The organism is Oleiphilus messinensis, assembly GCF_002162375.1.
Classification (GTDB): Bacteria; Pseudomonadota; Gammaproteobacteria; order Pseudomonadales; family Oleiphilaceae; genus Oleiphilus; species Oleiphilus messinensis.
In genome coordinates this window covers 6,266,243-6,289,614 of record NZ_CP021425.1, presented here as the reverse complement: position 1 = coordinate 6,289,614, position 23,372 = coordinate 6,266,243, and the positions used below count along the sequence as shown (strand labels likewise).

Sequence of the window (23,372 nt, the reverse complement as noted above, 5' to 3'; positions counted from 1 at the left end):
ACCTCTATTCTTTTGCGCCAGTGGTCAAACCTGGCCTTGGGGATTGAGCCGGGACATCATTTTTATGACCTCCCCATAGCTGACAGCCTCGGGAACGGCATTCCGGGCGCGGAGCAGGTTATGTAGCTTTTTCAGGCGAAAATAAGGGCACGAGGCCAATAAATGATGCTCCATGTGATAATTGACACCAATTGGCGCAACCAGTGCGCGGACCAGCCAACCGGCTCGCATGGAGCGTGTGTTTTTAAACATATCGAGGCTGCGTTCACAGTCTCCATGTTCGGCCATCGACCGAATGCGCATGAACAGCATAAAAAAGGTCAAGTGGGCAATTACCCAGCACAAGTACAACCACCCGTGTCCAGACAGCGCCAATACGCTGAACAGGATCAGGTTGCTTAAAACCATGGGCGCACTGTTTTTTAAAAACTGTTTAATGTGCTCAAATTTGCCTGTTTTATCACGGGGCAACCAAACCACTTCCCCGGTTACGGTCCACTTCAGCACGCCCGCATCCATGAGTATTCGCCCCAGTATATATTTCAATCCGACAATACCACTCAAGTCACGGAGAAATTTTCGTGTCAGTGATGCCCGGGTTGTCGGGTAGCCTGCCCTGAGAATCAAATCCGGATCATCTTCGGTTCCGGTACGGGTGTGGTGAACAAGGTGGTAGACCCGGTATTTTGCCAAATCATTCCAGAGCGGGCGGGCACAAAGCCAGTCGGTAAGTCGATAGTTCAATGCCCGTGTTTTAAACAAGGTGCCATGGGCGGCATCGTGCACAATGATGGAGAGCGCCAATTGCCGGCCCGCGAGTAAAATGCTGCCCAGCACGACACCGGGAATCGCAACCCAGAGCGGCCCCTGGCTGGCGAGCGCCATTGCCCAAAAAATAAGTGCGACCCCACTCCAGGCCGTTATGATTGCGAGCCATCCCATCACATCCGATCGCGCGGTAAACGCTTTAATCTCGTCTTTTGAGAGGTAATCTGACAATGATAGAGTTTGGGTCATGAGACGCGTCCTGTGGGCGATGCTGATCAAGTCATTCTAATATTACACAAAATAAATATATGTGCAAATATGTGTTATATCTGGTCGCGTCAGAACGGTAGCCCAGCATTCTGCGCTTTCCTTGATTGAATTCAGGGGCGCTTCAGAGGTGTTTAATGGCTTAAGATGTTGAGATCCTCAACAGGCAAGAGGCTCCCCATTGCACAATGGCGCGCTTAATCGCAGAAATTCGTGTCGTAATCGTAGACAAAGCGGGTTTTGGTTTTGGAGTTTGGGTCAGTCCAGGTTGTAAGGTTTTGTATTGCCTCGAAGGCCGTTTTTGCCCGGTTTACGACCTTTCGGGAGTAACTGGCATTCGAATCCTCATATTTAAATGAGATTTCTGCAACTACAGGCGTTTGCGATCCACTTGGCGTACCGTTGTACCACAGGGTCAAGCTGACGTCTGCGTCGAACGAGCCCAGATCGATGGTCGTGCCTTTGTAAACCCGTTCCTCAATAGTCAGGTTGCCCACTTGTGTCAGACTGGTACTGTCGCTGAACCCGTAGTGATCTTCAAATACCACTTCATGTATTACTCCTTTTAAAGATCAATGGATTCGAATGACCTTTCAATCTATGTGTAAAACACCAACGTTGAGTTAAATTTCAGTGACAAATTAATGAAAATGCAGGCATTCGCACAGACATATTACTCGTTGTTATTAAAATGCACGCCTGTTCTAATTACGATAAAAGGCACCAGGGACTGTTGGATGCCAGATAATAACGCCGGGAGAGTGAAATTGAATATTTTGGATATTTCCCTTAAGCAAGCTGTAATACCTGTAATTTGTAGTATTTTTTTTTCTGGCTGTGTCAGTCTTTCAGATCGGGAACCGATTTCAGAAACTGGCATGCAAGCTGATATTTTAATATCCGATGTTGCCGTGTTTGATGGGATCGCGGCTCATCCCCTGCTGACCCATCGGGATGTGTTGCTCAAAGACGGGCGTATTGCGGCGATCCGCGACCATGATCCTGAGCATAGCGCAGATGTCAAAATTGAAGGCCGTGGCATGACCCTGATGCCGGGTTTGATTGACTTTCATGTCCATGTCGGTGGCACTGAGGCACCGCCATGGCAACCGGTTTTTTATACGCCGGAGTATACATTGTCTGCATTTTTGGCAATGGGCGTCACTTCAGTTGTGGATTTGGGCGGGATTCCGCAATTACTGGAAAAACTGAACGGTGAGCTTGCAACTGGGGAGATCACCGGGCCGCGTTTGTTTTATGCAGGTCGTCAGATTACGGCAGAACAAAGCCATCCGGGACCACTTATTGATGAATCTCTGGCCTGGCCGATGAATTCATTGATAAAGGCATTGATGGTGGATGAAGTAAACGATGAATCGGATATGGATGTCCTGATTCAAGATCGTCTGGAGTCCGGAAGCACGCTGGTAAAAATCATGGTGGACAGTATTCCCCTTGATTCACCCATGCTCAGTGCCGAAAGTGCCAAGCGGATAGTTGCTGCAGCCCATCGGCAACACTTACCGGTTGCAGCCCATATCGGTTCGGATGCGAATTTAAGAACGGCGTTGAATGCCGGTGTCGACGTTATTGCGCACAGCGTGAACCAATCGGAATTACAAGCTGAAACTTTGGCGGAGCTTGCCAGGAGCGAAACGCCGGTGGTCAGTACATTACGGGTTTTCGATAATATTGCGGCGGTAAAAAAGGGTCTTAACCCGGTTACAGCACACGATGCCAGAGTAATGGATCAGATGATCGTTGAATCGTTTACCGCTCCAGAGGCGATCACATCGGCGATGGCGGAATACGCAGACCATATCGCCAATAACCGCAATCAGTCATACCGGGGGTGTGAGCGAATGCGTAGGGCTGGTGTGCCGGTGTTAATGGGAACGGATTCTCCACTGTTCGGTGCACCGGCAGGCAGTTCAGCCTATTTCGAATTGAAACTGCTTGTCACCCAGTGTGGCTACACTCCGGCTGAAGCCCTGCAAGCAGCAACCAGTTTACCCGGGCAGGTTCTGTCTGACTGGACCGGCCAGGCCCACCTCGGAAAAGTGTTGGTGGATGCGCCTGCTGATCTGCTATTGATCAAGGGCATGCCCAGCGAAAATATTGATGCGCTTCAGCAAATTCAAACGGTGATTTCTCGGGGAGCCGTGGTCACGCGAAATCTGCCTGACCTGTCCATGTACTAACAATATTAACATCTACCCATGTGGCATGCTTCTGGGAGTGTAGGCTTCTTAGGTAATCAACCGAGTATGCCGCCTGGATTACAGATATATAGGGCGAGTACAAATGCGCCTATCAAGGAAAGTTTTTCCATAAGGTAATAGGTCAAGTTATAAACTGATTTAATAATATTGTTCATTGTTGATTCCTTAAGATTCTGATTCAGAAGTCTAGTTTTCTGAAAGCCGCGGCTTTCTTCGTTCTCATTTGTTTGTCTCGTGGGACTTTCCAAAACAATCGCAAGTATTGCTCCAGTATCGCGATATCAGCTTGAATACATAGCCATTTCGTGGAAAGGATCACGGTGAGGATTGGAATTCTGTTCAAGTTTTGAAAGTAGATGTCTTTTACAGGTTGGCAGATACTCAGATTCTGCTCGGCCTGTTCAGAAAACGAATGCTGAGGAAGTCACACCGAGTTTAAGACGCGAATCAATTTCTCACACTTTTTGACACCTGACTGACATTTTTTGTCTAGGGAAAACTGGGCCAGTCTTTTGCGTGTAGTGCATTTTGACTTCGCCCAGTTGGCGAAAATTTCTTTTATGGGCCATACTCAGCGAGCGCAATTTTTGTGTTTTAGTGCTTCAAAATAAAGGGAAATTCACTGAGGGTAAGGCAATCGGCTCTAATCTTTCTAATCCGGTAATAATTGTCGGAGCTGCTCGTTCCGGCACAACAATGATGCGGGATGCACTATCGAGGCATCCGGATTTGGGGCTCGTTCCGTATGAAATGAATGGGCTTTGGCACTATGGCATCAGTAATATTAAACACGACATGCTCGATGCTCAGGTGCATTTTACCCCTGAAAATGCGCAATATATTCGTAGTGAACTTGCTCGCATTTTGGCTAGCACTGGGAAAAAAAGGCTGATAGAAAAAACAGCGGCCAATGTTATGCGTATTGATTTTGTCCATGCAGTACTCCCTGATGCCAAAATAGTTCATATTGTTCGGGATGGACGGGCGGTTGTCGCTTCGGCGCTGATCCGTTGGCAGGCGAAACCAGAGGCGGGCTACTTGATGAAAAAAGCAGGAACTATTCCCTTGTCACGTCTACCAAAAATGGCACTAGAATATGGACTTAACCGAATTAAAGGCGCTGTGAGTGGGCGTGGGCACACAATGAGCTGGGGACCAGTTTGGCCAGAATTAGCATCAGATATGGATGTGTTACCTTTGGTTGGTGTTTGCGCTAAACAGTGGCAGGTTTCTGTGAAATCAGCTTTTGCCAGCCGGATACCTGCTGAACAAATCATGCAGATTCGTTATGAAGATGTTGTGGCTGATCCAGAAAATGTTTTCAATAGTATCGCCTCTTTTTTGGATATTGATCCGACTGCTCCCGATTTTCAACAGCATATTTGTACCCAGATCAATGACGGCAGTGCTGATAAATGGCGGGAAGCTTTTTCAAGTGAAGAGCTGAAGATTATATATTCCGTAGCCGGTGAAGTTTTGCAGGAACTTGGCTATGTATCCTGATATTTGGCTTATCAATCATTACAGTGGCAATCTTGAACATGGCATGGAATACCGTCATTTTTTTCTGGCTCGTCATCTTGTCAAGTTAGGTCATAAGGTGACAATTATCAGTGCCTCTTTTCATCATTTGTATACGAAACCGCCATCAGTTGAAGATTCCTTTTTGCTGAAAGAAGTAGATGGTGTTCAATTTTTATGGATAAAAGTTCCCCGCTATGAGGGGAATGGTGTGGCCCGGTTATGGAATACGGTTGCTTTCACGGCTCGCCTCGTTTTTTTTAGTAATCGTATTACCCGCTTGATCGGCCGCCCAGGTATTGTCATGGGATCAACGCCACATCCTTTTATCGTTATGAATCTGATGCATTTGAAACGTAAGTTTAAAGTGCCGGTCATTTTTGAGGTCCGTGATCTCTGGCCCTTAATGCTAGTGGAGTTGGGGTCAATTAGTGCCCGCCATCCTCTAAGTAAGCTGTTTGGTTGGCTCGAGCGTATTGCGTATCGGAATTCAGATTTAGTCATTTCACTTTGGCACTCTGCAGATCAATATATGTTTGCTCAAGGGCTCGAGAAAGATCGTTTCGCCTACCTGCCAAACGGTATAGAGTTGAGTGACAATGGAGAGGTTGAATCGGTAACCTTAGAGCATCCATTAAATGATGAGATTCGATCCTTGCGGAAGCAGGGTTATTTTATTGTGGGGTATGCGGGCAGCCATGGTTTGGCAAATCCTCTGGAGTGTATTGTTCAGGCATGTATCCGATTGCGAGAACATGGGATAGATGATGTACTTTTCTATTTGGTTGGTGAAGGACCGGATAAAGCGCGAATTGTTGAGATGGCTGAGCAGCATGAATTGCAGAACCTCAGGTTTTATGAGTATGTCAATAAAGATGTCATTATGGGGTTTTATCAAGAAATTGACGTTGCCTACATGGGGTTAAAGGACTTGCCCCTGTTTAAATACGGACCGACCCCGAATAAATTAATGGATTATCTGGCCAGTGCCAAACCCGTAATCTACGGCATAAATTCCAGTTTTGATCCGGTTACGGGGATTGGTGCTGGTGTGAAGGTCAAACCTGACAGCCCAGAGGAGTTAGTGACTGCTGTGCTTGAATTAAAATCAAAATCGGTCTTGGAACGCAAAAAAATGGGACAGGCTGGCCTCTTGTATGCACGCGAAGAACTGAACTTCAAGTCGCTTGCGACCAAACTGCATAAACTCTGTACCCAATTGACGACGTCTGATGCGAGGTGCTGATCAGTTTAATGCCTGTAACATCAAGTTCCATGTCTGCAAAATCACATCAACCCAGTACTCTGCAAAATCCTTTTAAGCGGGCCTCTGGACTCCTTAAAGAAATACAGTTGATCGGTAGCGCCGCGTTTCTTTTTCGAGTTAAGCGAGTCCTGTCTCAGAAATCTGGATTAGCCAAAATGCAACACCCGGTGCGAGCCACTACCACCTTAGGTTCACGGCTTCGCAACAACGGTGCTTTTACAATGGAAGTGTGGCGGGAGAATCAAAAGCCCTTTATTGGCGAAAATCTCTCGGAGATTGAAGATTTTTTGTATACGCAGCTCACTGCATCTGACCGCATCAGAATCCTTGAGCGAGGTCGAGACGCGGCTATTGGTAAAATCCTGGCGTTTCGAGGATGGCGAGCGGACTACAGTTGGCCGATAGATTGGTTTATTGATCCAAAGTCGGGCTACCGTTGGCAACCTTGCCATGCGAGTGAAGTGTTGCAACGTGCCAAGCCTGGTCCGACGGGTGATATCAAAAACTGTTGGGAGTTCGCTCGGTTTCTGCATGTTCCTGATATTGTGCGTGCCTATCTAGTCAGTAAAGATATTCAGTTGATCGATCGGTTGATGGCACAGTGGCAGTCTTTTTCAGAGCTGAATCCGATTAATCAAGGTCCTCACTGGGTCAGCGAGCAGGAGGTGGCCATCCGTGGTTTGATGGCAATATACACACTTTATGTTCTAGAGCATGCTGGACTTTTGACTGAGTCGTGGTTTGATACTTTGATGGATCAAATCAGCTGTTGCGCGTATTTTTGTTTTGAAGATATTGAGTTTGCTCGTCGTTGTATTTCCAACAATCATTACCTGGCCGGAATTCTCGGATTCTATCTACCGAGTATCTTGTTTTCCGGACTGCCTCAAGCTGCTCAGTGGCGAAAACGAGGGCGGGCATATTTGATTGAGGTATTGGAAAGTCAATGGCATGAGGATGGTGGCTATATACAGCCCTCACATAATTACCACCGATTGGCGTTAGGCTATTTGACTTGGGTCCGTAAACTTGCTCAATTGGATCAGGATACTGATTTGTTGAGTCTGATTGACAACCGACTGGTGATGTCTCGCGCTTTATTGTCAGTGATGCAGGTTGGAAAAAAAGGTGAATTACCAAATTGGGGACCAAATGATGGTGCTTACTTTGTGCCATGGTGCGAAACGGATTTTGCTGATTTTAGACCAATATTGGCGGTAGTTAACCGTATCCTGGATCAAAACACAGCACTTGAACCCGGCCCGTGGGATGAAGCATTAATCTGGTTGGGACTGTCCGGTCATCGTAATCGTCAGGTTCAGCTGAATTCGGCGCACTCGGATCAACCGGGCTTGCACTGCTTCAGCAAGGCTGGATTGATGCTCCACCGTCGGCAAAATTGGTCCGGTGTTTTGCGTTGTGGTCCAGTGTTGTCTCGCTACGGTCAACAGGCTGATCAATTGCATTTTGATTTTTGGTGGAAAGGCAACAATGTTCTGGTAGATGCTGGATCAGGATGCTATGCCGATCCTAAGATTCATGAGTGGTACCGTGGTACGGCGGGTCATAATACCATCCAGATCGATATGCAAAGCCAAATGAACCCTTATCGACCTTTCCTGTTTCTGGACTGGGCGCACGGTATCGCACAGAAGGGGCTGCCTGGTGAGTTGTTTGGCGGCTATCACTCTGGATATTCACGAAAAGATCGGCTTACCTATCATTACCGCTGGTGTTTACCGGTGGATCAAGGTTGTTATGTGATTGATTATGTCCAGACAGATTCACCCGTGAATATTGATTTGGCCTGGCATTTGGGTGCGTATCCGGCTCATAACGTAAAACGAGGTGTTTATAGTGTTCCAGTGCACAAGGATGAGTTGACGTTATCCTGGCTCTGTTCATTACCCGATGTGCAGGAGCATTTGGTGGAAGCAGGTGAGCATTTCCCGGATGCGAGTTTTTCCCGGCACTACGGTGAGTTTGAGCATGCATCAACGATTCATCTCCGAGGTTGGGTTACGTCAGGCGCTGTCATACTTACGGCGATTGGTCAGTTCGATCTGGTAGATGCGGTCGTTACCGGTAATACGGTACAGATTCCGGGTCGAATTGATGTCGCAATTGACGAGTTGTTAAGAGCACAATAAATGAATACAAAACACGAAGATTCTGAGATAAAGGAAGAATTCAACAATGTCGTGTTTGTTGTGGGTGTAGGGCGTTCAGGGACATCCCTGTTGCAAAGTATGCTTCATGCTCATCCTGATATTATGTTTCCTCCAGAAACCAGTTTCCTTCGTCGCTACGTAGCAAATGGTAAATATGGGCAATTGCGTCAGCAACTTGGAATATCCGGTTTGGTTGAAGTATTGGCTCAAGATGAAAAAATTCAGCGTCTGAATTTGAGTTTAGTTGAGTTGGAAAAAGGCGTTTGCAAAGAGGCTACGGGTAGTGCGTTCTATCGCTACCTGCTATCGACCTACATACAGAAGCGAAAGGCAGATGAAAAGACCTTCATTCCATGGGTTGGTGATAAAGACCCTCGGTGTCTGGAATGGATGATGTTGATCTGGCGTATTTTCCCGGATGCGAAAGTGATTCATATTTATCGAGACCCCAGAGATGTCTTACTTTCCAAACGTAAAGCCGCGTGGTCCAGATCAAAACCGGTAATGTGGCACCTGTTTGCGAATAGTGTACAAATTAAAATGGGCGTTGCTGACGGCAAAAACAGGATGCCGGGAAACTACCATGAGTGCTCGTATGAGGCGCTTATCTCTGACCCTGCCAATACGCTTCACCGCATCTGCCAGTTTCTGTCTCTGAGTTATGATGTAAGCATGCTTGGATATGCCAAGGTTAGTGGTGAGTTAGTTTCCGAATCTGAAATGGAATGGAAAAAAGAAACGTTTGGTCCACTCCTCCCTGAAAACAGCCAAAAATGGCGTCAGAACTTGACTGCATACCAATGTGTGTTGACTGAAAAACTGTGTAGTCAAGTAATGGGAATGGGAAACTACAGCCCAACAGAAGACAGGCTTTCCTTCTGGGGGCATTGTAAGATCCGGGTGTGGACAGTGATTTTTGCAATGGGGCAGCTGATTTACCGAATCGTCAAGGTCGTAAAGTATGAAAATGGCAAAGAGAAGGGGAGTTCGACCCCTACATCTGGACGACTCGGGCCGTCTCTGGGCAAGTCGAGGATTTAGACTGTTTTGCTCTGATGACGGTGGTGCCACCTACGTCAAACAGGGTTTGTTACGTCCGGGTTTTAAACACAGTTTGAAAGTGCAGTTCAGGCTGCTGGCGCGATTGTTTCGAGAAGGTATTCATCACTTTCATGTTTTCCCGGATGGTAGCCAGGTCGCTGTATTGAAGAGCGGGATCTACTGCAGGGCCAAGGGAGAACAGGAGTTTCGGAAAACCTATCGATTTGTCCGTGGCTCGAGACCGCTCAATATATGTGTGGATGAAGGGAATAGGTTATATTTTGGAGAGTACTTCAGTAACCCGGAGCGAACGTCTGTCCATATATTTCGTTCTCTGGATCAGGGAAACACTTGGTCTGTAGTGCACACATTTCCTGATGGCGCAGTGCGACATGTGCATGGTGTTTATTGGGATTCATTTCGCCGGGGACTGTGGGTATTGACTGGCGATCTGGATCATGAAAGTGGGGTCTACTTGACTACGGATTCGTTTGCTTACCTGAAACCGGTTTTAACCGGTTCTCAGCGTGCCAGGGCAGTCAGTTTGATACCGTTGTCTGATGGAGTTATTTTGCCCACAGACACTGAAGTTGATAATAATGTCGCGCAATGGCTGGATCCGGCGACAGGTCTGTGCAAACACACGGCTGACTTACCTGGAAGTGTATTTTACAGTACGGTGTGCGCCGACTTTTATATCTTTGCCACTGTGGTTGAGCCAAGTGATGTAAATCATTCGCAGCGTGTGTACATCTATTTCAGCAAAGATGGTCAACGATGGAAAATTTTGCATCAAGCTACTAAAGATCGGTGGCATATGCGGTATTTTCAGTATGGGACATACTTGTTTCCATCGGGAGTGAATCACACTGCTATCTTGTATGCTTTCGGGCAAGCTGTAGTCGGCTCTGATGGCTGTATGTTGGTTTTTGACCTGAAACAGGCATGGCAAGAGCGGGAATATGTTCCAGAGCCAGACAATGCACTGACATGATGATTTAGAATAAAGCTCTGAATGAGCGCATTGGTGAGGGTTTAGGTTATTTGGCCTATTACATATATGAGAACATTTAGTTTGATACGAAAATTGGCTCGTAATTGGCGGGTAAAAGTTTTACTACAAAATCTGATCGGACTTTTACCCGGAGCTCTCGGATTCAGGTTGAACGAACAGTTGACCCGATTGATTAGAGGAGGGGCGATCGAATCCCGTGTAAACTTCGAAGCACGGATTCGGTCGGGTATCGAGAATCTTGAACTAATGCAAAGTACCTGCGGTGTTCGCATCCGCAATAAGTGCATCCTTGAATGGGGTACAGGTTGGCACGGTATCGATATTATTCTGTTTTATCTCGCCGGGGCCAGGGAAATATATACTTTTGATCATCATGGGCACTTGTCCTACCCAAATTTTCGGAAGAGTATTCAGCAGTGTCTGGAGCATCCTGATATGCTCAAATTGTTGGGAACGGAGAGTGAGTCGGCAGTTCATGATGAACGGATTGCAGTTCTCAAGCGAGTCTATGTTGATAAGGCGCCAAATTCTGAACTGCTTAAAGCGTTCAACGTCCACTACTTAATTGCACCTGACTGTTCTCCGGAACGGTTTAATGGTCCTTCAGTCAAGATCGATATTTTCTATAGTAATTCAGTTTTGCAACGGATTCCTGAGTCAATATTAGTCACAAATTTACAAAGGCTTAATAAGGATTGGTTCTCAAGCGATATTAGTTTCTTTCACAAGTTGGATCTATTTGATGCTAATGCTCTGCGCCATGTTGATCAATCGTTGTGGCGTCTTCATTACTTATACTACAGTGATTTTACTTTTACAAAGCTGATTTCCGGGCGCTTCAACTCCCAAAACCGCCTTCGAGAGTGTGAATTCATTCGTTTGTTTGAAATGCTGGGATTGTCTGCCCGACATATCAAAAGTTACATTGATCGTGAGGATGTTAAGCGTATTGCCAAGCATAAGTTGGCAGCACGATTCAAAGATTACCTTCCTGAGGAATTGGCCGTGACCCATTCTCTCCTGGCATTCCGCCGGGACCCTTTAAGCCAGCCTTTGTCCTGTCATACCGATTTGAGTCGTTCGGTTCGCGAAATTGAATACTATGACTATCAAACGGTTATTGATCGCAAGTCGAATGTTGCATGATCATATCAAGGACGCTTAAATCGGCAATCCTTGCGCTGGGGCAGTTTTTAAATGCGCTAATTGGTGTGATTTGCGTAGTGGTGTTAACCCGGGTATTTGATAAACAGGATTTCGCTTCTTTCAGTCAAGCCGTACTCGCGTTTACCTTTGTTTTACCTTTTCTCGCTTTGGGTTTGCACCGGGCTCCACTTTATTTCATGGCAGGTGAAACGGTGCGCTCCCGTGGATTGTTAGGTGAAACCCTAATACTTCTTACCTTTATGGGAATGTTATTCAGCCTTTTTTTACTGCTTGGTGGCAATAAACTGCTGGCTGATCAGTTTAATAATCCGGGACTCGCCTCACTGCTGAATTATCTCGCACCTTATTCCCTTGTAGCGTTGCCTATTTTAGCCTTGCCAGCGTGCCTTACGGCAATGAATAAAGTACAGCAGGTGCCCATGTTTACGGTAGTCAGTCGATTCATTGCTTTGGTTATGGTTTTGTTGGGGGCATGTTACTGGCAAACACCCAGTGCGGCGCTTGTAGGCTTGACGATCAGTGGATTTTTGGTTTTGCCTTGGGCGCTCGGGTTGATGTATCGGAGTTGCTCTGGTCAACTTTGGCCAAACTATAAGAGTCTGGTCGCTCAGGTAAAGTTTGCAATACCCGTTGGAATCGCTGCCGTTCTGGGTGCGGTTCAGGTGCAATTAGACAAGTTGTTTGTAGCATCCATGGGGACTCCAGAAGAGTTTGCTGTTTTTGTGATTGGTGCTCAGCAATTGCCTGTTGTGGCTATGATTACAGGGTCCGTCGCGACTGTGACACTGGTCGACTTAAGGCAGTTTTATCTACAAGGCCGGCTGGTGGATCTTGTGCATTTGTGGCAATCCGCGCTTTTGAAAGTCGCTGTATTTATGATTCCGATTATGATCCTGGGGCTAGTGCTGGCGGATGACGTGATTCCGTTTTTATTTACCGCCGCATATGCAGAGGCCGTATTGCCCTTTCAACTGTATTTATTGTTGTTATTCGGCAGAATGGCCAACTATGGAAACCTTTTGGTTGCCGGTGGTAACCCACAGTTTCTACCATTGGTCTTGCTGATTACTGTAATCGCGGGTGTGAGTTTGAACTGGGTGTTAATTCCTGAGTTTGGATACATGGGAGCGGTTTATGGGACACTGATAGCATCCTATTGCGTAGAAATCCCCTTGCATCTGCTATTGGTGCGTTGGCGACTTGGAGTCTGGATGTTTTCGGGCTTCAATTTTCGGTTATTGTCTAAAATTCTATTTTGTGCCCTGATTGCGGCCGGGGCATCGTTACTTTGTAAACAAATTGATCATATCTTGATGAGAATGATCATGGTGACGTGTGTTTACCTCGTTATTCTACTTCTTACATACCGGACTACTGGTATTGCCGCGTTCATCGGCCTTAAATCTCATTTGATAACAATAAAGCGAAGGGGACTCAGTAATGGATCATCATGAAATTAGCGACATCTATCTGTCCCGGCATGTGGCGCGAAATGGGCGGCTTTTGGAGCGTTCCAATGATCCCAGGTTACGTTACATTGGTCAGTATATTCCGCAGGACAAGAAGAGCGTGATACTTGATGCGGGTTGTGGTGATGGCAAACTCGCTATGTATTGGCACCAACGTGGCTATGAGAAAATACAAGGCATTGATTTGTTTGATGAACTTAATACCTGGAATACCTTTAATTATCGTAAAGCGAGTATCTCTCAAACTGGCCTTGCAGATAATTCAGTAGATTTTATTTATTGTCTGGGAGTTATCCTCTATTTGGATGATCCAGCAGAGGGGTTTGCAGAGTTGTATCGCATACTAAAACCTGGTGGAAAGGTCGTATTCTCTGCTCATACTGTGCACTCGCCATTTACCTGGGAGCGGCGCTTGAATCGAAAATTCGGTGGTGAGATCCACCTTCGTGACGTCAAGTTTAAATCTGCGGACACTTACGTTACTCAAAGCCGACGTGTTGGATTTCGGGTCTTGGATATGGATGGATATGAATTGCTTTGGTTGCCTCGCTTGTTGCGACGTGTATACCGAAAACTTCGCCAGTCTATTTTTGGCTCCGGAAAGCGTGATGGGTCTGCGCCTGAGCCCTGGCGAAAGCGGCCTTCCTGGCTGAAATGGCTGTACGCTACCTCAGCCTATCATATGCTGATTGCGCTCGAAAAACCTGAAAAAACTTAGGCTAATTGAAGGCATTTAAGTTGAATGGAAAGGATTAACCGGGTGAAAGTTAAAGTTGGTTACATTATGTCATCAGCCTATTCAGGCTCGACCCTATTGGCAATGATGTTGGGGGCTCATTCGCAAATTGCCACCACTGGTGAAGCGCATGGAGGGTCGGATTGGTGGCTTTTCAACGCGGATCGCGCCAGAGAATACATTTGTTCATGTGGTACACCGGTTGTGGATTGTGCATGGTGGCAAGCGTTGTCCAAGCGTATGGCCGTGGATGGTGAAGAGAAGGCTTTTCCAGACTTGGGAGTTCGCTATTACTGGACTCGTAACCAGATGATGTATCGTGTTATGAACGCCTCGCTCCGCTCCGATGTAGCGGAACGCATACGTCACGCCGCATTACGTATTTTCCCCCCCACTGCAAACATGCTTAATCGCGTTCATGAACAAAATGTACGGATGATGCAGGCTGCATTAGCAATCGAGAATGCGAGTGTATTTGTCGACTCGTCCAAAGCACCCATTCGGTGTGAGAACCTGAACAGCGCCAATGGGTTGGAGGTTAGGCCAATTTTGTTGGTTCGTGATGGCAGAGCTGTCGGTTGGTCTAATGTAAAACGGAACAAGCAAAGCTTCGAAAATGCGGTGTTGTCCTGGACCCGGTTCGTTGCCACGGCAATACGAGTCACCCAACGGATGAATATACCGTTTGAAATCGTGAAGTATGAAGATTTGTGCGCGTCTCCGGCAGTAACCCTGAATCGATTGTTTGGTTTTCTGGGAGTCGAACCACAAGAATGGTCTGATGATATAGCGTTACCGGCCTACCACGTATTGGGAAATGACAGCAGAATGCGATTTTCAACCAAGTTAAAACAGCCTGATACCTGGGAGGACAAACTAAGCCAGAGCCAACGCGACTATTTCCAGAAAACAGCCGGTTCGGTGGCAACATGGCTGGGCTATGATTTGTAGTGCTAGGATACCAGTTGTTTGAGGGGGAGTCATGCTAACGGATGAGCATCAAAATGCCTGCGTGCATTATGTACTCCAGACGTTGTTGGCAGATACGGACGCTGATTCCGATGTCATGCCATTAATTTATTACGGCACACCGGAATGTGCCCCGGTACACGCAATTCTATGCATCATACCTAGCGATTTTTTCAGTCAATATGGGAAGTTTGAAAGTCTTCCTCGCTTACCTCTGGAAAGCATTGACGGTACTCCTCTTTTATATGGAAAACCAGTGATTTCCTGGCATGGAAATTTATTGTGTATTCATGGTGATATTGTTGCTTCTGCCTATTTTATGCTGACAGGCTATGAGGAAATGCTGGATGTGAACCGGGATAAACATGGGCGTTTTACCGGACAGCAGTCGTTTGCACTGAAAGCGGGTATTTTGCGTCGCCCTATCGTGGATGAATATCGCATTCTGCTCATGAAATGGTTTAATCTGGCTGGGCTCCGAATTCAGGATCAGCGTAAGTTTAATGTGGTATTGAGTCATGATGTAGACCATTTGTTTAAATATGGCTCGTGGCTTCAGGTAGCGAGAGCGATATTTCGTGGCTTGAAAAGCGCCTCGATTTCTGAGCCCTGGCGAGCGATTCAAGTCTGGCTGGGTCATCTGAAAGACCCTTTTGATCATTTTGAATGGATGGCACAGCTTGATCAAGCATGTATTCAGCGTTGTTCTTTTGAGGCCAAGGCCATTTATTATTTTATGGCTGGAGGTCTCCGACCCAATGATCTCCATTATGAAATCCGCTCAAAAGAAGCTTTAGCTGTAATCGCTTTGGTCAAACGGTATGGCGCATTGTCTGGTCTGCATTCCAGTTACGCCAGTGCGGACCAGCCCGAGCGGTTGAAGTCAGAAAAGCAGCAGTTGGAGGGCTTACTTCAAAGTCCTGTGATTTTGCATCGTCACCACTATTTACGGTGGCGAGGTATGGGGGGGATCCAATGTTTGGAATCTATCGGTATTCTACAGGATAGCTCATTGGCCTATGCTGATGTGATTGGCTATCGAGCGGGAACCTGCAGACCGTTTTTCGGATTCAACCCTTTTGAGTTCAAGCAGAGTGGAGTTCGGATACATCCGTTATCCATCATGGATGGCACTTTGCACAACAATCGTTATTTAAATCTCGACTATGCACAAGCCAGAAAGCTGTGTCTTGATATGATTGATAAAGTGAAGACTTATAATGGTGAATTAGTGCTACTGTGGCACAACAATGTATTTGATGAGGGATACCACCGTAAACTCTATCCTGAGTTGCTGGAACATTTGGTTAGCTTGCAGCCTTAGCGGGTAAGAACCTTTTTCAATGTATATCGTAAATAGAGCCAAAGCGGTAACAAAAATTTAATCTTGATCCGAATTTGGTGAGGAGAAAAATGTGCGATGAGCCGCGCGCTGGTCGTACGGAAGCCGTCACGGACTGTTGCAAATTTGATCTCTGATGATGTCTGAACCTGATCTACGCTATAGCCGTACAGAGTAAGAAGATTCCCCTGTGTTCGGTTGAAGTAATTTATATCCCGTGGGCGGAGTTTGTTCCGCCATTTTTCAATACTATCCGTGTGCAACGGACCATTTAATCTAGCATGCGTGGTTGAATTAGATATTAATGCTGTTTGTTCGTCCCCAAGCTGCAACGCATCAATTGAATTGGCCTGGAGACCGAGAAATTCGCCAAGTTGAGCGATTGTTGTCTCTGGATTTTGGATGAGGTCTTCATATCGCACCTCGAAGTAGTTGTGCTGGTGTTTTTTCCCCCAATGATGATTCACGGATATGTGTTTTGCCCAAGATATGGCCGCATACGGGATGGAAGGTGGCCCGGACCACATTTGCATCCAGGAAAGAGCGACATCGCGCCCATCTCGTATTAAATGAATGATCTTGACTGGCAAATTTACTGAGGCGCAGAGGGTCTCAGGACTGACAGCGTGGAATATGGCACTTTTATCTCCAACAACGACTTTACCCTGTGCTCTTGCGTAATACAGAAACATCAAGGACACAATGTCGTTGTAACTGGTGCTTTGCGCAACAATCTGTTCGAAATAAGGCTGCACCGACAGAATACTGTACTGGCGTATTTTTCTTCGATTTCGTTCTTTCTCTGCATGCTCGGTAAATAATTCGAGAAATTCAAAAATACAGGTCAGCAAGCGTCGTCGATTTGCTATGAGCTGGAGATTTCCAAACAAGTTTTTATAACGATAAAAAAGTGGAATAAAGTGTGTCTCAACTGGTATGGCAATATCAAAGTACTGACGCAGAATTGAAGCCAATAAGTAAGTGCCTGACCGAGGACAGCCTGCAATGAATATAAAAGGAGTTTGGTTTGAATCTTGATTGTCATGCATGTTCAGGTTTGACTGCTTTGGTATTGAGTCATGAGCTTAGTTTTTACTCTTCTTCGTTGATGTGTACCGCATGAACAATGGCGTGTGGGAGATTATCTGTTTTGCTTCTGGCCCAGCGAACATCATAAGATCGACGACTGAGAGATGACTGATATGAGTGCGTTGTGCAGGTACAGTATCATTCATCAGTGTTTGTGAGTATTCTTTTGGGTCATAATTTTGATAGCTCAATTTGATCTTTGCCTGTTCGAACAACTCAGGGTCCAGGTAATTTGCAGAGGCATTGGTGGCAATATAGTGATTACCTTTCAGTTCATCGCACAGTGCCACGAGGCGTTCTGTTTTTCCCAAACCTTTAAAACCAAGCTCGCTGGAGAAGGCTACTGGTGTTGATATTTGCAGTAGAGAGCCTAAGCATTGGTGGCCATCCCAGCATAGGTCAATTAACCATCGATAGTCCTGGTTTAAATATCGCTCCAACTCTGGGTAAAGCCAGGAAAAATAGGGTGCTTTCCCATACAAAGACCTGATCTTGGCTAGGTGTTTTCTGCGCCATAGACTGGAATCTGCAATTTGTGTGTTGCGGATTGTATTATTCAGCCTGTTTTTGTGAAGCACGGGGACGCTGATCCAAACTGGAACATCTCGCTGAAGCAAGCGATTTCGGTTGCGCCAGTCGTTTTTGGTGAATTGGACATCATCGTAAAGTATGAAATGGTCAGACACACTGAGCAAATCAAAGTAGCCGCTCCAAGGAAGATAACCTGGTTGTAATATGCCAATTTTCCGATCCATATATTGAAGTTTTCAAAGGTGTAAAGTTTATTTAGGGTGCAGTTTCGGTGAGTCGTGATCCTGTGTAGTGTGTTTCGATGAGGTTAGTCTCATGTTGCTCACGTTTTCGATGGATTCGGACCACAAACTCACCAATTAATGACAGTGAAACAAAGTGCAGGCCGAATATCAGCAGGAAGACATCAAAGAAGATAATTACACCCGAAAAATGTGGTTGAACAAAGAGCTTGTATAATAAAATTCCAAAGCCAAGCAAAACGCCAAGAAAGAAACAGCCGAAGCCGATAAGCATAATCCAGGCAAAAGGCCGGTCAGCGTAGAGTGTATAAATATCGAAATAGAGCTCCATTCGCTTCAATGTGCTCCATTTTGATACCCCTTCCTTCCGCTCCTGATGTTGAACCGGGATTTCGATAAAGTTGCGAGAAATTACATAAGCAGTTGCAGGAATAATAATGGGTTCTCGTGCCGTACGAATAATTCGTTGTACGAGAGCAAAACTATAGGCTTTGACTGCACCAAAATCTTGTTGGCGAATACCGAGCGCTTTGTTGATCAAGTACTGGCCGATCATCGAAGGGAGCCTGTTTTGCCAGAAGCCGTCTTTTCGGGCTATACGAATTCCACCGGCAATATCATATCCGGAACTGATTTGTTGGTGTAGTTCTAATATACATTCCGGGGCAAACTGCAAATCAGAATCGTAGGTGATTACAGTGGCACCTCGACAATGTCCCAGAGCAGTGAACATGGCACGTTGTTGACCCACATTGTGAGTCAATTTCAATACATGAACCTTATTATCATTTATGCTCAATAACCTGTTGAGAGAGTCATCTTCACTTCCGTCGTCAACAAAGATGATTTCATAATTTATGGAGGATTTTGAAAGGGTCTCGGTAATTGCTTTCCAGCAGGATATGACTCCCGATGATTCATTATATACAGGAATGATGATTGACAGATCAAGTCTGGCTGGCATTTGTTCGGATGTGGTCATTGGGTACTTGTCCTTTGAACCAGTTAATCTAGAGTGCGAGACTCCTTTTGAGCAACGACACGTATGATTCCTGGAATGGGCACGGAAATCGGGATACTTTTTGATTCCATTCGCAGGGCTTTCAGTATGCGATAAAGTGGTCGCAATCCTGTGTGACCCAATAGCTTTGCATATGACGGTTTCTGGCGATCCAGAGCTTCTGAAAGGATTGTGAAATCATGATTTTTGAGTAACGTTCGGTAGCCAGCTCGGCTCATGAATTGAGCTACGCTGGGGGTGAACATCCAGTAGTGACGACCATACAATGTTGCTATTGCCGAATTGGCCACAGGTAGATTGAAGTACAGGAGCCCGGAAGGAGTCAGTATGTTATGAGCTTTGTTGAGGTGTTGATCAAGATTGTGCAGATTGGAGATAGTACCCAGCATGATGATCATATCAAACGTTTCTGGCGCGCTTGGATAGTCCAGGAAATCCATTTTATCAATATGGATATTATTTTGCTCTTTGGCTTGTTGTATAAATGGATCTGATAAATCCAGACCGGTTACCTGGTGACCATGCTCCCTACACACCGACAGTAAGCTTCCAGTTGCTGCACCAACCTCGAGAATATTTGCCGGTGTGTTTTTTTTCAGGCGCGGGGCAATATCAGTTTTATAGCGGTAGCGTGTTTCCGATCGTCGGCTGGCCTCTCCGGATGAGTACTTCAAATAGATACTGTCTGTTTCATGAGCTGATCCATGATAAGCAGCACTGTTATACCAGTGCTTTGCTGAGGTCCCGGAAATAATGGGTGATTGAATATACGATCCGCAATTGCGACACGGCATGAATTGAGTGTGGCCGTCGCGACATGTTATTTGCGCGGAATCATCTGTCACAAGTGCGCCACAAATACAGTGAGCGCGCGGCAGGTATTCGAACTTATGATGCACTAACTTATCCGATGTTATAGGGATTTTTGTTATTGATATTAGATTAAAATCATGATTTTACCCAAATCAGATGAGGTTGGAATAGAAATTGGCAGAATTTGTTGGCCTAACGCTTGGGGTTAGCTATCTTCAATAGTACTGTAAATTGGCCCACTGGTAAGAGGGGTTGTCTTTGGGCTTAGTCCTTCCTTATATCATATTTCCGCTAGCTCTTATGGGGTGCTTGCTCCGCCTGGAATGGCGGCCGAGCAAGTCGATTCTCATTCCTTTTGCCCTGGGGGTCGGGCCTCTGGCTGCAACGTGGACACTTGAAATTTGGTTGTTGCTCAATCCGGGTGACACTAACTATTTCAATTGGCAAATCGTCTTGTCTGGTGTGGCATTATTTTTAGTGATTTGGGGTAGAAAGGGCATTAGCGAATTATTCTGCACATATCCTGGCTCGATTCTGAAATTAGGTCTGTCGGCATTGGCTTTGTTTCTAATCTTACTCGCAACAAGTGATCAGCTGCTAGAAGGTTGGGATACGATTTGCTACCGGCTTCTGGCAGATCGAATTTATGCACAGGGTATTATTGATCCGGTAAAACTCATTCTTGAGCCTACCCATGCAGAACTTCAATTTGTTCACGCTTTCCATGGCCCCAGATATTTATTGTTGCTGGTATTTAATCGTTTGTTTCTGGGTGAGGGCTACAGCTTCTTTGACATGTTGCCTCATGTCTGGTTTCTGCTGGTGACGTTGGCAATGGTGTGTGGGTCGGTATCGGGCGATAGAGGTCTTCGGAGTTTAAATTTCTGGTTTGCTGGAGTGCTTTTTTTAGGATCCTATTCGATTCTGTACTGGACCTATCTTGGAAAAGTTGCGTCAGAAAATGCGTTTGCAGTGTTTTCGGTTTTCTATTGTTGCCTTTATGCTTACCGACGAAATATGGATCATAGCCAGCGGTCTGCTCCATGGATTGTTGCCGCACTGACTTTGGGTTTGGTGATGGGGTTTCATCGAACTAATCTCGTTCTAGCTGTGATCCCGATTATTTTTATGTTTGCCACCGCTTATCTTCGTGCTGCGTTTCCATGGAAAAGTGTAATTTTGGGCCTCGTTAGTGCTGTGATAATGTTTGCTCCCTACGGTTATCCCAACCTGGTTAATGTGGGTGGATTGGATGTGGCTAATCCTGTTTCCAGTGCATTGCTGCCAATACGTGAGTCTTGGCGTGGTGCCTTTGAATCCGGGCCGCTTTCACTGGCTTATCAGCCATTCTATCGGATGACCGCGGGTGCCCTCGTGTGGTTTGGTACGTTTGTCGTATTGCTGCTGGCATTCCCCAAATTTATGAAAGAGTGGCGGTATTGGCCACGTTCATGCAGAATTCAGGTCGTAGCGAGTTTTGCTACTATATTCATGTTGGCTGTTATTTTGTCGGATTTACTCTTGATAGTGTATTTATCAGGTCAAGAACTGTTAGTCCGGTCGACTCGTTATCGGGTGGGGATTACACCACTTTTGGTATTTAGCATCGTCATTATGATTGGGTGGTTATGGCCAAAATTGACAGAAATACGGCTCGCTCGCCACTTAGTTTTGAAGTTGGCATGTTCGCTCGTTCTTTTGCCTTTGGCCCTACTCCTGTGGACAGCGACTGTACCCACCGAAAAGCCGTTCAACCGTCACTTAATTTCCAACTTGGTCGATGACAAAATATGGACTCGTGATCTGGAAAAAATGCGATCCAACTCGATTTCGTCTCCTCTGTTGGAGTATATCCAGGTAGAGCCCGTCTCAGACGGATACACGCTGTTGGATTACATGCCTATTGTGCCTTTTATTAGTAGTCCTGTACGTTCTTATTGGTTAGCCCCTGGTGTAATGCCGTTGCTGAATGCCGTTAATCCAGCACAGGCATTTGATGCAGCGGTTTTGCTGAATGTTGAGCGTGTTATTTATCAGACCAATGTTGAGTGGGATGTATTATTGTCAACCTCGGGGGCCCGCCATTTTTTTGCACTGGAGGTTTCAAGTTTAGTATATCAGCAGAAGGGGTTTCAGGCTTTTGAACGCCGGCAAAAGTATTTTCCTACCATCGAAAAAGTTCATTCGCTGAAGCCGGAAACACTGTCGAACTGGTTAAAGCAAGGCTCAACTCCACCCGGGCTAGCGATTCTCCCGGCTCCGCTCGCGAATCCGGGAGCTTACGAGCTTCGCATTGATTTTGACATGAAACAATCTCTAGTTGTTGAAGTAAAGGATTCATTCGGATCCCAGTTATTTAATTTGCGCTCTTGGAGCTCTTATTCCCCGGGGCCGCAACGGGTTCGTTTTAATATCATTGAGGGTGATATGGTGACCTTGACTTTATATTTGAAAGAAACAACTGAAGGTGATGAGTTGCGTTCAATTGAGCTTTATCGCACAGATGAACACCCCTCTGTAGTAAAACCTCAAGCTGGAATGAAAGTGGAGGCATATGAAGCTCGTATATTTAACATCCATTGATTTGGATAGAGCACAAGGGGGATGCAAGAACCACGTATTAGGAATTGTGCATGGATTTCAGAAGCTGGGTTGGGATGTTGAATTAATCAGTGCAGCGGCAAATCCAGAGGCGCATTTAGACTTATCGGTAAACCATACAAAAGTTCTAAAAAAAAGGGCGTCCTTACCCTATCAATTGCTGGAACAATGGCGTACTTGGATGCTGTTGCGTAATCGTAAAAGTCGCCCGGATACTTTTTATATTCGGGCCGGACGTAGCTATGTGATTCCGGGATTGTACGCAGCTTGGCATAAAATACCGTTTTTTGTTGAATTCAATACTTTGATTGAAATGGAGGCCAATCATCGTTGGTTGGTTCCGATAGCTGTCGCGCTTGAGAACTGGTTAATCCGACGCTCAACCGGGTGTTTTGCAGTTACACCAGAAATCAAAAATTACTTGAGTCAGCGAGCTGGGGTGGTATCGGATTTGTTCACCGTAGTCCCGAATGGCTGTGAGCAACGTGTAATTCAAGAAAGTCGTGCTTTTACGGTACACCACCCCAGAAAAAATGAACCTGTGATTGGCTTTATGGGGTCATTTGAGCCTTGGCAGGGGGTTGAAACGATTATCAGGGCAATGCCTTTCGTGTTGGAAAAGGTACCGATGGCTCGTTTCTATATTGCTGGAAGGGGTAAACTAGAGTCGTTTTATCGAGATGAAGTAGCACGTCTTGGAATTCAACATGCTGTGCAGTTTAGTGGGTACATTGAACCAGACCAAATTCAGCACTTCCTACATCAGTGTAAGGTGTTAACCTGCCCCCGTGTTGCAGCCTTTGATGAATCCGGGATAATGAAACATGTAGGAACTTCCCCCATTAAAATGTTCACTTACTTGGGTAGTGGTAGCACCGTGGTGACCAGTAATCTTGCATCAATGGCTATTTTCAAACCTTGCCAAGCAGTGATCTTTGCAGAGGCCGATAATCCCGAAGATTATGCTGAGAAGTTGATTTATGCTCTGTTGCGAACACCAGAGGAATTCGATACCAATGCTGAGTCGGCCCGTTCTTTTATTGAGTCCGGCTATACTTGGGATGCATTGGCCGAGGTTACGGCTCGTGACATGTTGGCAAAGCTGGAGAGCGAATGATCC

The 23,372-nt window shown here is 45.9% G+C and carries 19 protein-coding genes; 13 read left to right on the top strand and 6 right to left on the bottom strand.

The genetic code is table 11. From position 1 onward, the window contains the following. Positions 1 to 24: 24 nt before the first annotated feature. A complete protein-coding gene (locus OLMES_RS27415; protein ID WP_087464192.1) occupies positions 25 to 1,017 on the bottom strand; it encodes a fatty acid desaturase family protein in 993 nt (330 codons plus the stop codon). A gap of 215 nt (positions 1,018 to 1,232) precedes the next feature. Continuing rightward, the gene (locus tag OLMES_RS27410) at positions 1,233 to 1,583 is read right to left on the bottom strand and encodes a hypothetical protein (protein WP_087464191.1); all 351 of its coding nucleotides are present in this window, start codon (positions 1,581 to 1,583) and stop codon (positions 1,233 to 1,235) included. 330 nt (positions 1,584 to 1,913) lie between these two features. Here OLMES_RS27410 and OLMES_RS27405 point away from each other — a divergent pair, with 330 nt between their 5' ends. The 11 genes from OLMES_RS27405 to OLMES_RS27355 all read left to right on the top strand — a co-directional run bounded on the left by OLMES_RS27405 (position 1,914) and on the right by OLMES_RS27355 (position 15,937). Next, on the top strand, positions 1,914 to 3,236 hold the full coding sequence (locus tag OLMES_RS27405; protein WP_198343156.1) for an amidohydrolase family protein: 1,323 nt from the start codon (positions 1,914 to 1,916) through the stop codon (positions 3,234 to 3,236). Positions 3,237 to 3,785: 549 nt separating this feature from the next. Then, positions 3,786 to 4,760, top strand: coding sequence for a sulfotransferase family protein (locus OLMES_RS27400; protein ID WP_157678660.1), 975 nt, complete (start codon positions 3,786 to 3,788; stop codon positions 4,758 to 4,760). After that, complete coding sequence (locus tag OLMES_RS27395) at positions 4,750 to 6,024, top strand: glycosyltransferase family 4 protein (protein WP_087464188.1); 1,275 nt, start codon at positions 4,750 to 4,752, stop codon at positions 6,022 to 6,024. Before OLMES_RS27400 ends, OLMES_RS27395 begins: the two co-directional genes overlap by 11 nt. Positions 6,025 to 6,032: 8 nt before the next feature. After that, positions 6,033 to 8,195, top strand: coding sequence for an alginate lyase family protein (locus tag OLMES_RS27390; protein ID WP_157678659.1), 2,163 nt, complete (start codon positions 6,033 to 6,035; stop codon positions 8,193 to 8,195). Then, positions 8,196 to 9,257, top strand: a complete 1,062-nt coding sequence (locus tag OLMES_RS27385; RefSeq protein ID WP_087464186.1) for a sulfotransferase family protein — start codon at positions 8,196 to 8,198, stop codon at positions 9,255 to 9,257. Further along, entirely contained in the window at positions 9,184 to 10,251 is a 1,068-nt protein-coding gene (locus tag OLMES_RS27380) for a beta propeller repeat protein (protein WP_157678658.1), read from the top strand. The genes OLMES_RS27385 and OLMES_RS27380 overlap by 74 nt, the downstream gene beginning before the upstream one ends. A 168-nt stretch (positions 10,252 to 10,419) precedes the next feature. Then, positions 10,420 to 11,418 (top strand): hypothetical protein, encoded by a 999-nt coding sequence (locus OLMES_RS27375; RefSeq protein WP_157678657.1) that lies wholly within the window; start codon positions 10,420 to 10,422, stop codon positions 11,416 to 11,418. Then, complete coding sequence (locus OLMES_RS27370; protein ID WP_087464183.1) at positions 11,415 to 12,893, top strand: oligosaccharide flippase family protein; 1,479 nt, start codon at positions 11,415 to 11,417, stop codon at positions 12,891 to 12,893. The genes OLMES_RS27375 and OLMES_RS27370 overlap by 4 nt, the downstream gene beginning before the upstream one ends. Then, entirely contained in the window at positions 12,880 to 13,626 is a 747-nt protein-coding gene (locus OLMES_RS27365) for a class I SAM-dependent methyltransferase (RefSeq protein ID WP_087464182.1), read from the top strand. Before OLMES_RS27370 ends, OLMES_RS27365 begins: the two co-directional genes overlap by 14 nt. A gap of 42 nt (positions 13,627 to 13,668) precedes the next feature. Further along, positions 13,669 to 14,595 carry a sulfotransferase family protein gene (locus OLMES_RS27360; RefSeq protein WP_087464181.1) on the top strand — a complete coding sequence of 309 codons (927 nt, stop codon included), beginning with the start codon at positions 13,669 to 13,671 and terminating at the stop codon, positions 14,593 to 14,595. Positions 14,596 to 14,626: 31 nt separating this feature from the next. Next, the gene (locus OLMES_RS27355; protein WP_087464180.1) at positions 14,627 to 15,937 is read left to right on the top strand and encodes a polysaccharide deacetylase family protein; all 1,311 of its coding nucleotides are present in this window, start codon (positions 14,627 to 14,629) and stop codon (positions 15,935 to 15,937) included. Here OLMES_RS27355 and OLMES_RS27350 read toward each other — a convergent pair. From OLMES_RS27350 to OLMES_RS27335, 4 genes are read right to left on the bottom strand one after another with little or no spacing between them, the layout of a single operon-like run. After that, on the bottom strand, positions 15,934 to 17,004 hold the full coding sequence (locus OLMES_RS27350) for a sulfotransferase family protein (RefSeq protein ID WP_087464179.1): 1,071 nt from the start codon (positions 17,002 to 17,004) through the stop codon (positions 15,934 to 15,936). The genes OLMES_RS27355 and OLMES_RS27350 overlap by 4 nt on opposite strands. Positions 17,005 to 17,040: 36 nt before the next feature. Next, positions 17,041 to 17,799, bottom strand: coding sequence for a WbqC family protein (locus OLMES_RS27345; protein ID WP_087464178.1), 759 nt, complete (start codon positions 17,797 to 17,799; stop codon positions 17,041 to 17,043). Between the two features lie 31 nt (positions 17,800 to 17,830). Continuing rightward, complete coding sequence (locus OLMES_RS27340; RefSeq protein WP_087464177.1) at positions 17,831 to 18,799, bottom strand: glycosyltransferase; 969 nt, start codon at positions 18,797 to 18,799, stop codon at positions 17,831 to 17,833. Positions 18,800 to 18,822: 23 nt separating this feature from the next. Continuing rightward, a complete protein-coding gene (locus OLMES_RS27335; RefSeq protein WP_157678655.1) occupies positions 18,823 to 19,632 on the bottom strand; it encodes a class I SAM-dependent methyltransferase in 810 nt (269 codons plus the stop codon). Positions 19,633 to 19,909: 277 nt separating this feature from the next. Between OLMES_RS27335 and OLMES_RS27330 the strand changes: the two genes are divergently transcribed. Beyond that, positions 19,910 to 22,234 carry a hypothetical protein gene (locus tag OLMES_RS27330; protein WP_157678654.1) on the top strand — a complete coding sequence of 775 codons (2,325 nt, stop codon included), beginning with the start codon at positions 19,910 to 19,912 and terminating at the stop codon, positions 22,232 to 22,234. After that, entirely contained in the window at positions 22,206 to 23,369 is a 1,164-nt protein-coding gene (locus OLMES_RS27325; RefSeq protein ID WP_087464174.1) for a glycosyltransferase, read from the top strand. Before OLMES_RS27330 ends, OLMES_RS27325 begins: the two co-directional genes overlap by 29 nt. The last annotated feature ends 3 nt before the right edge of the window (positions 23,370 to 23,372 follow it).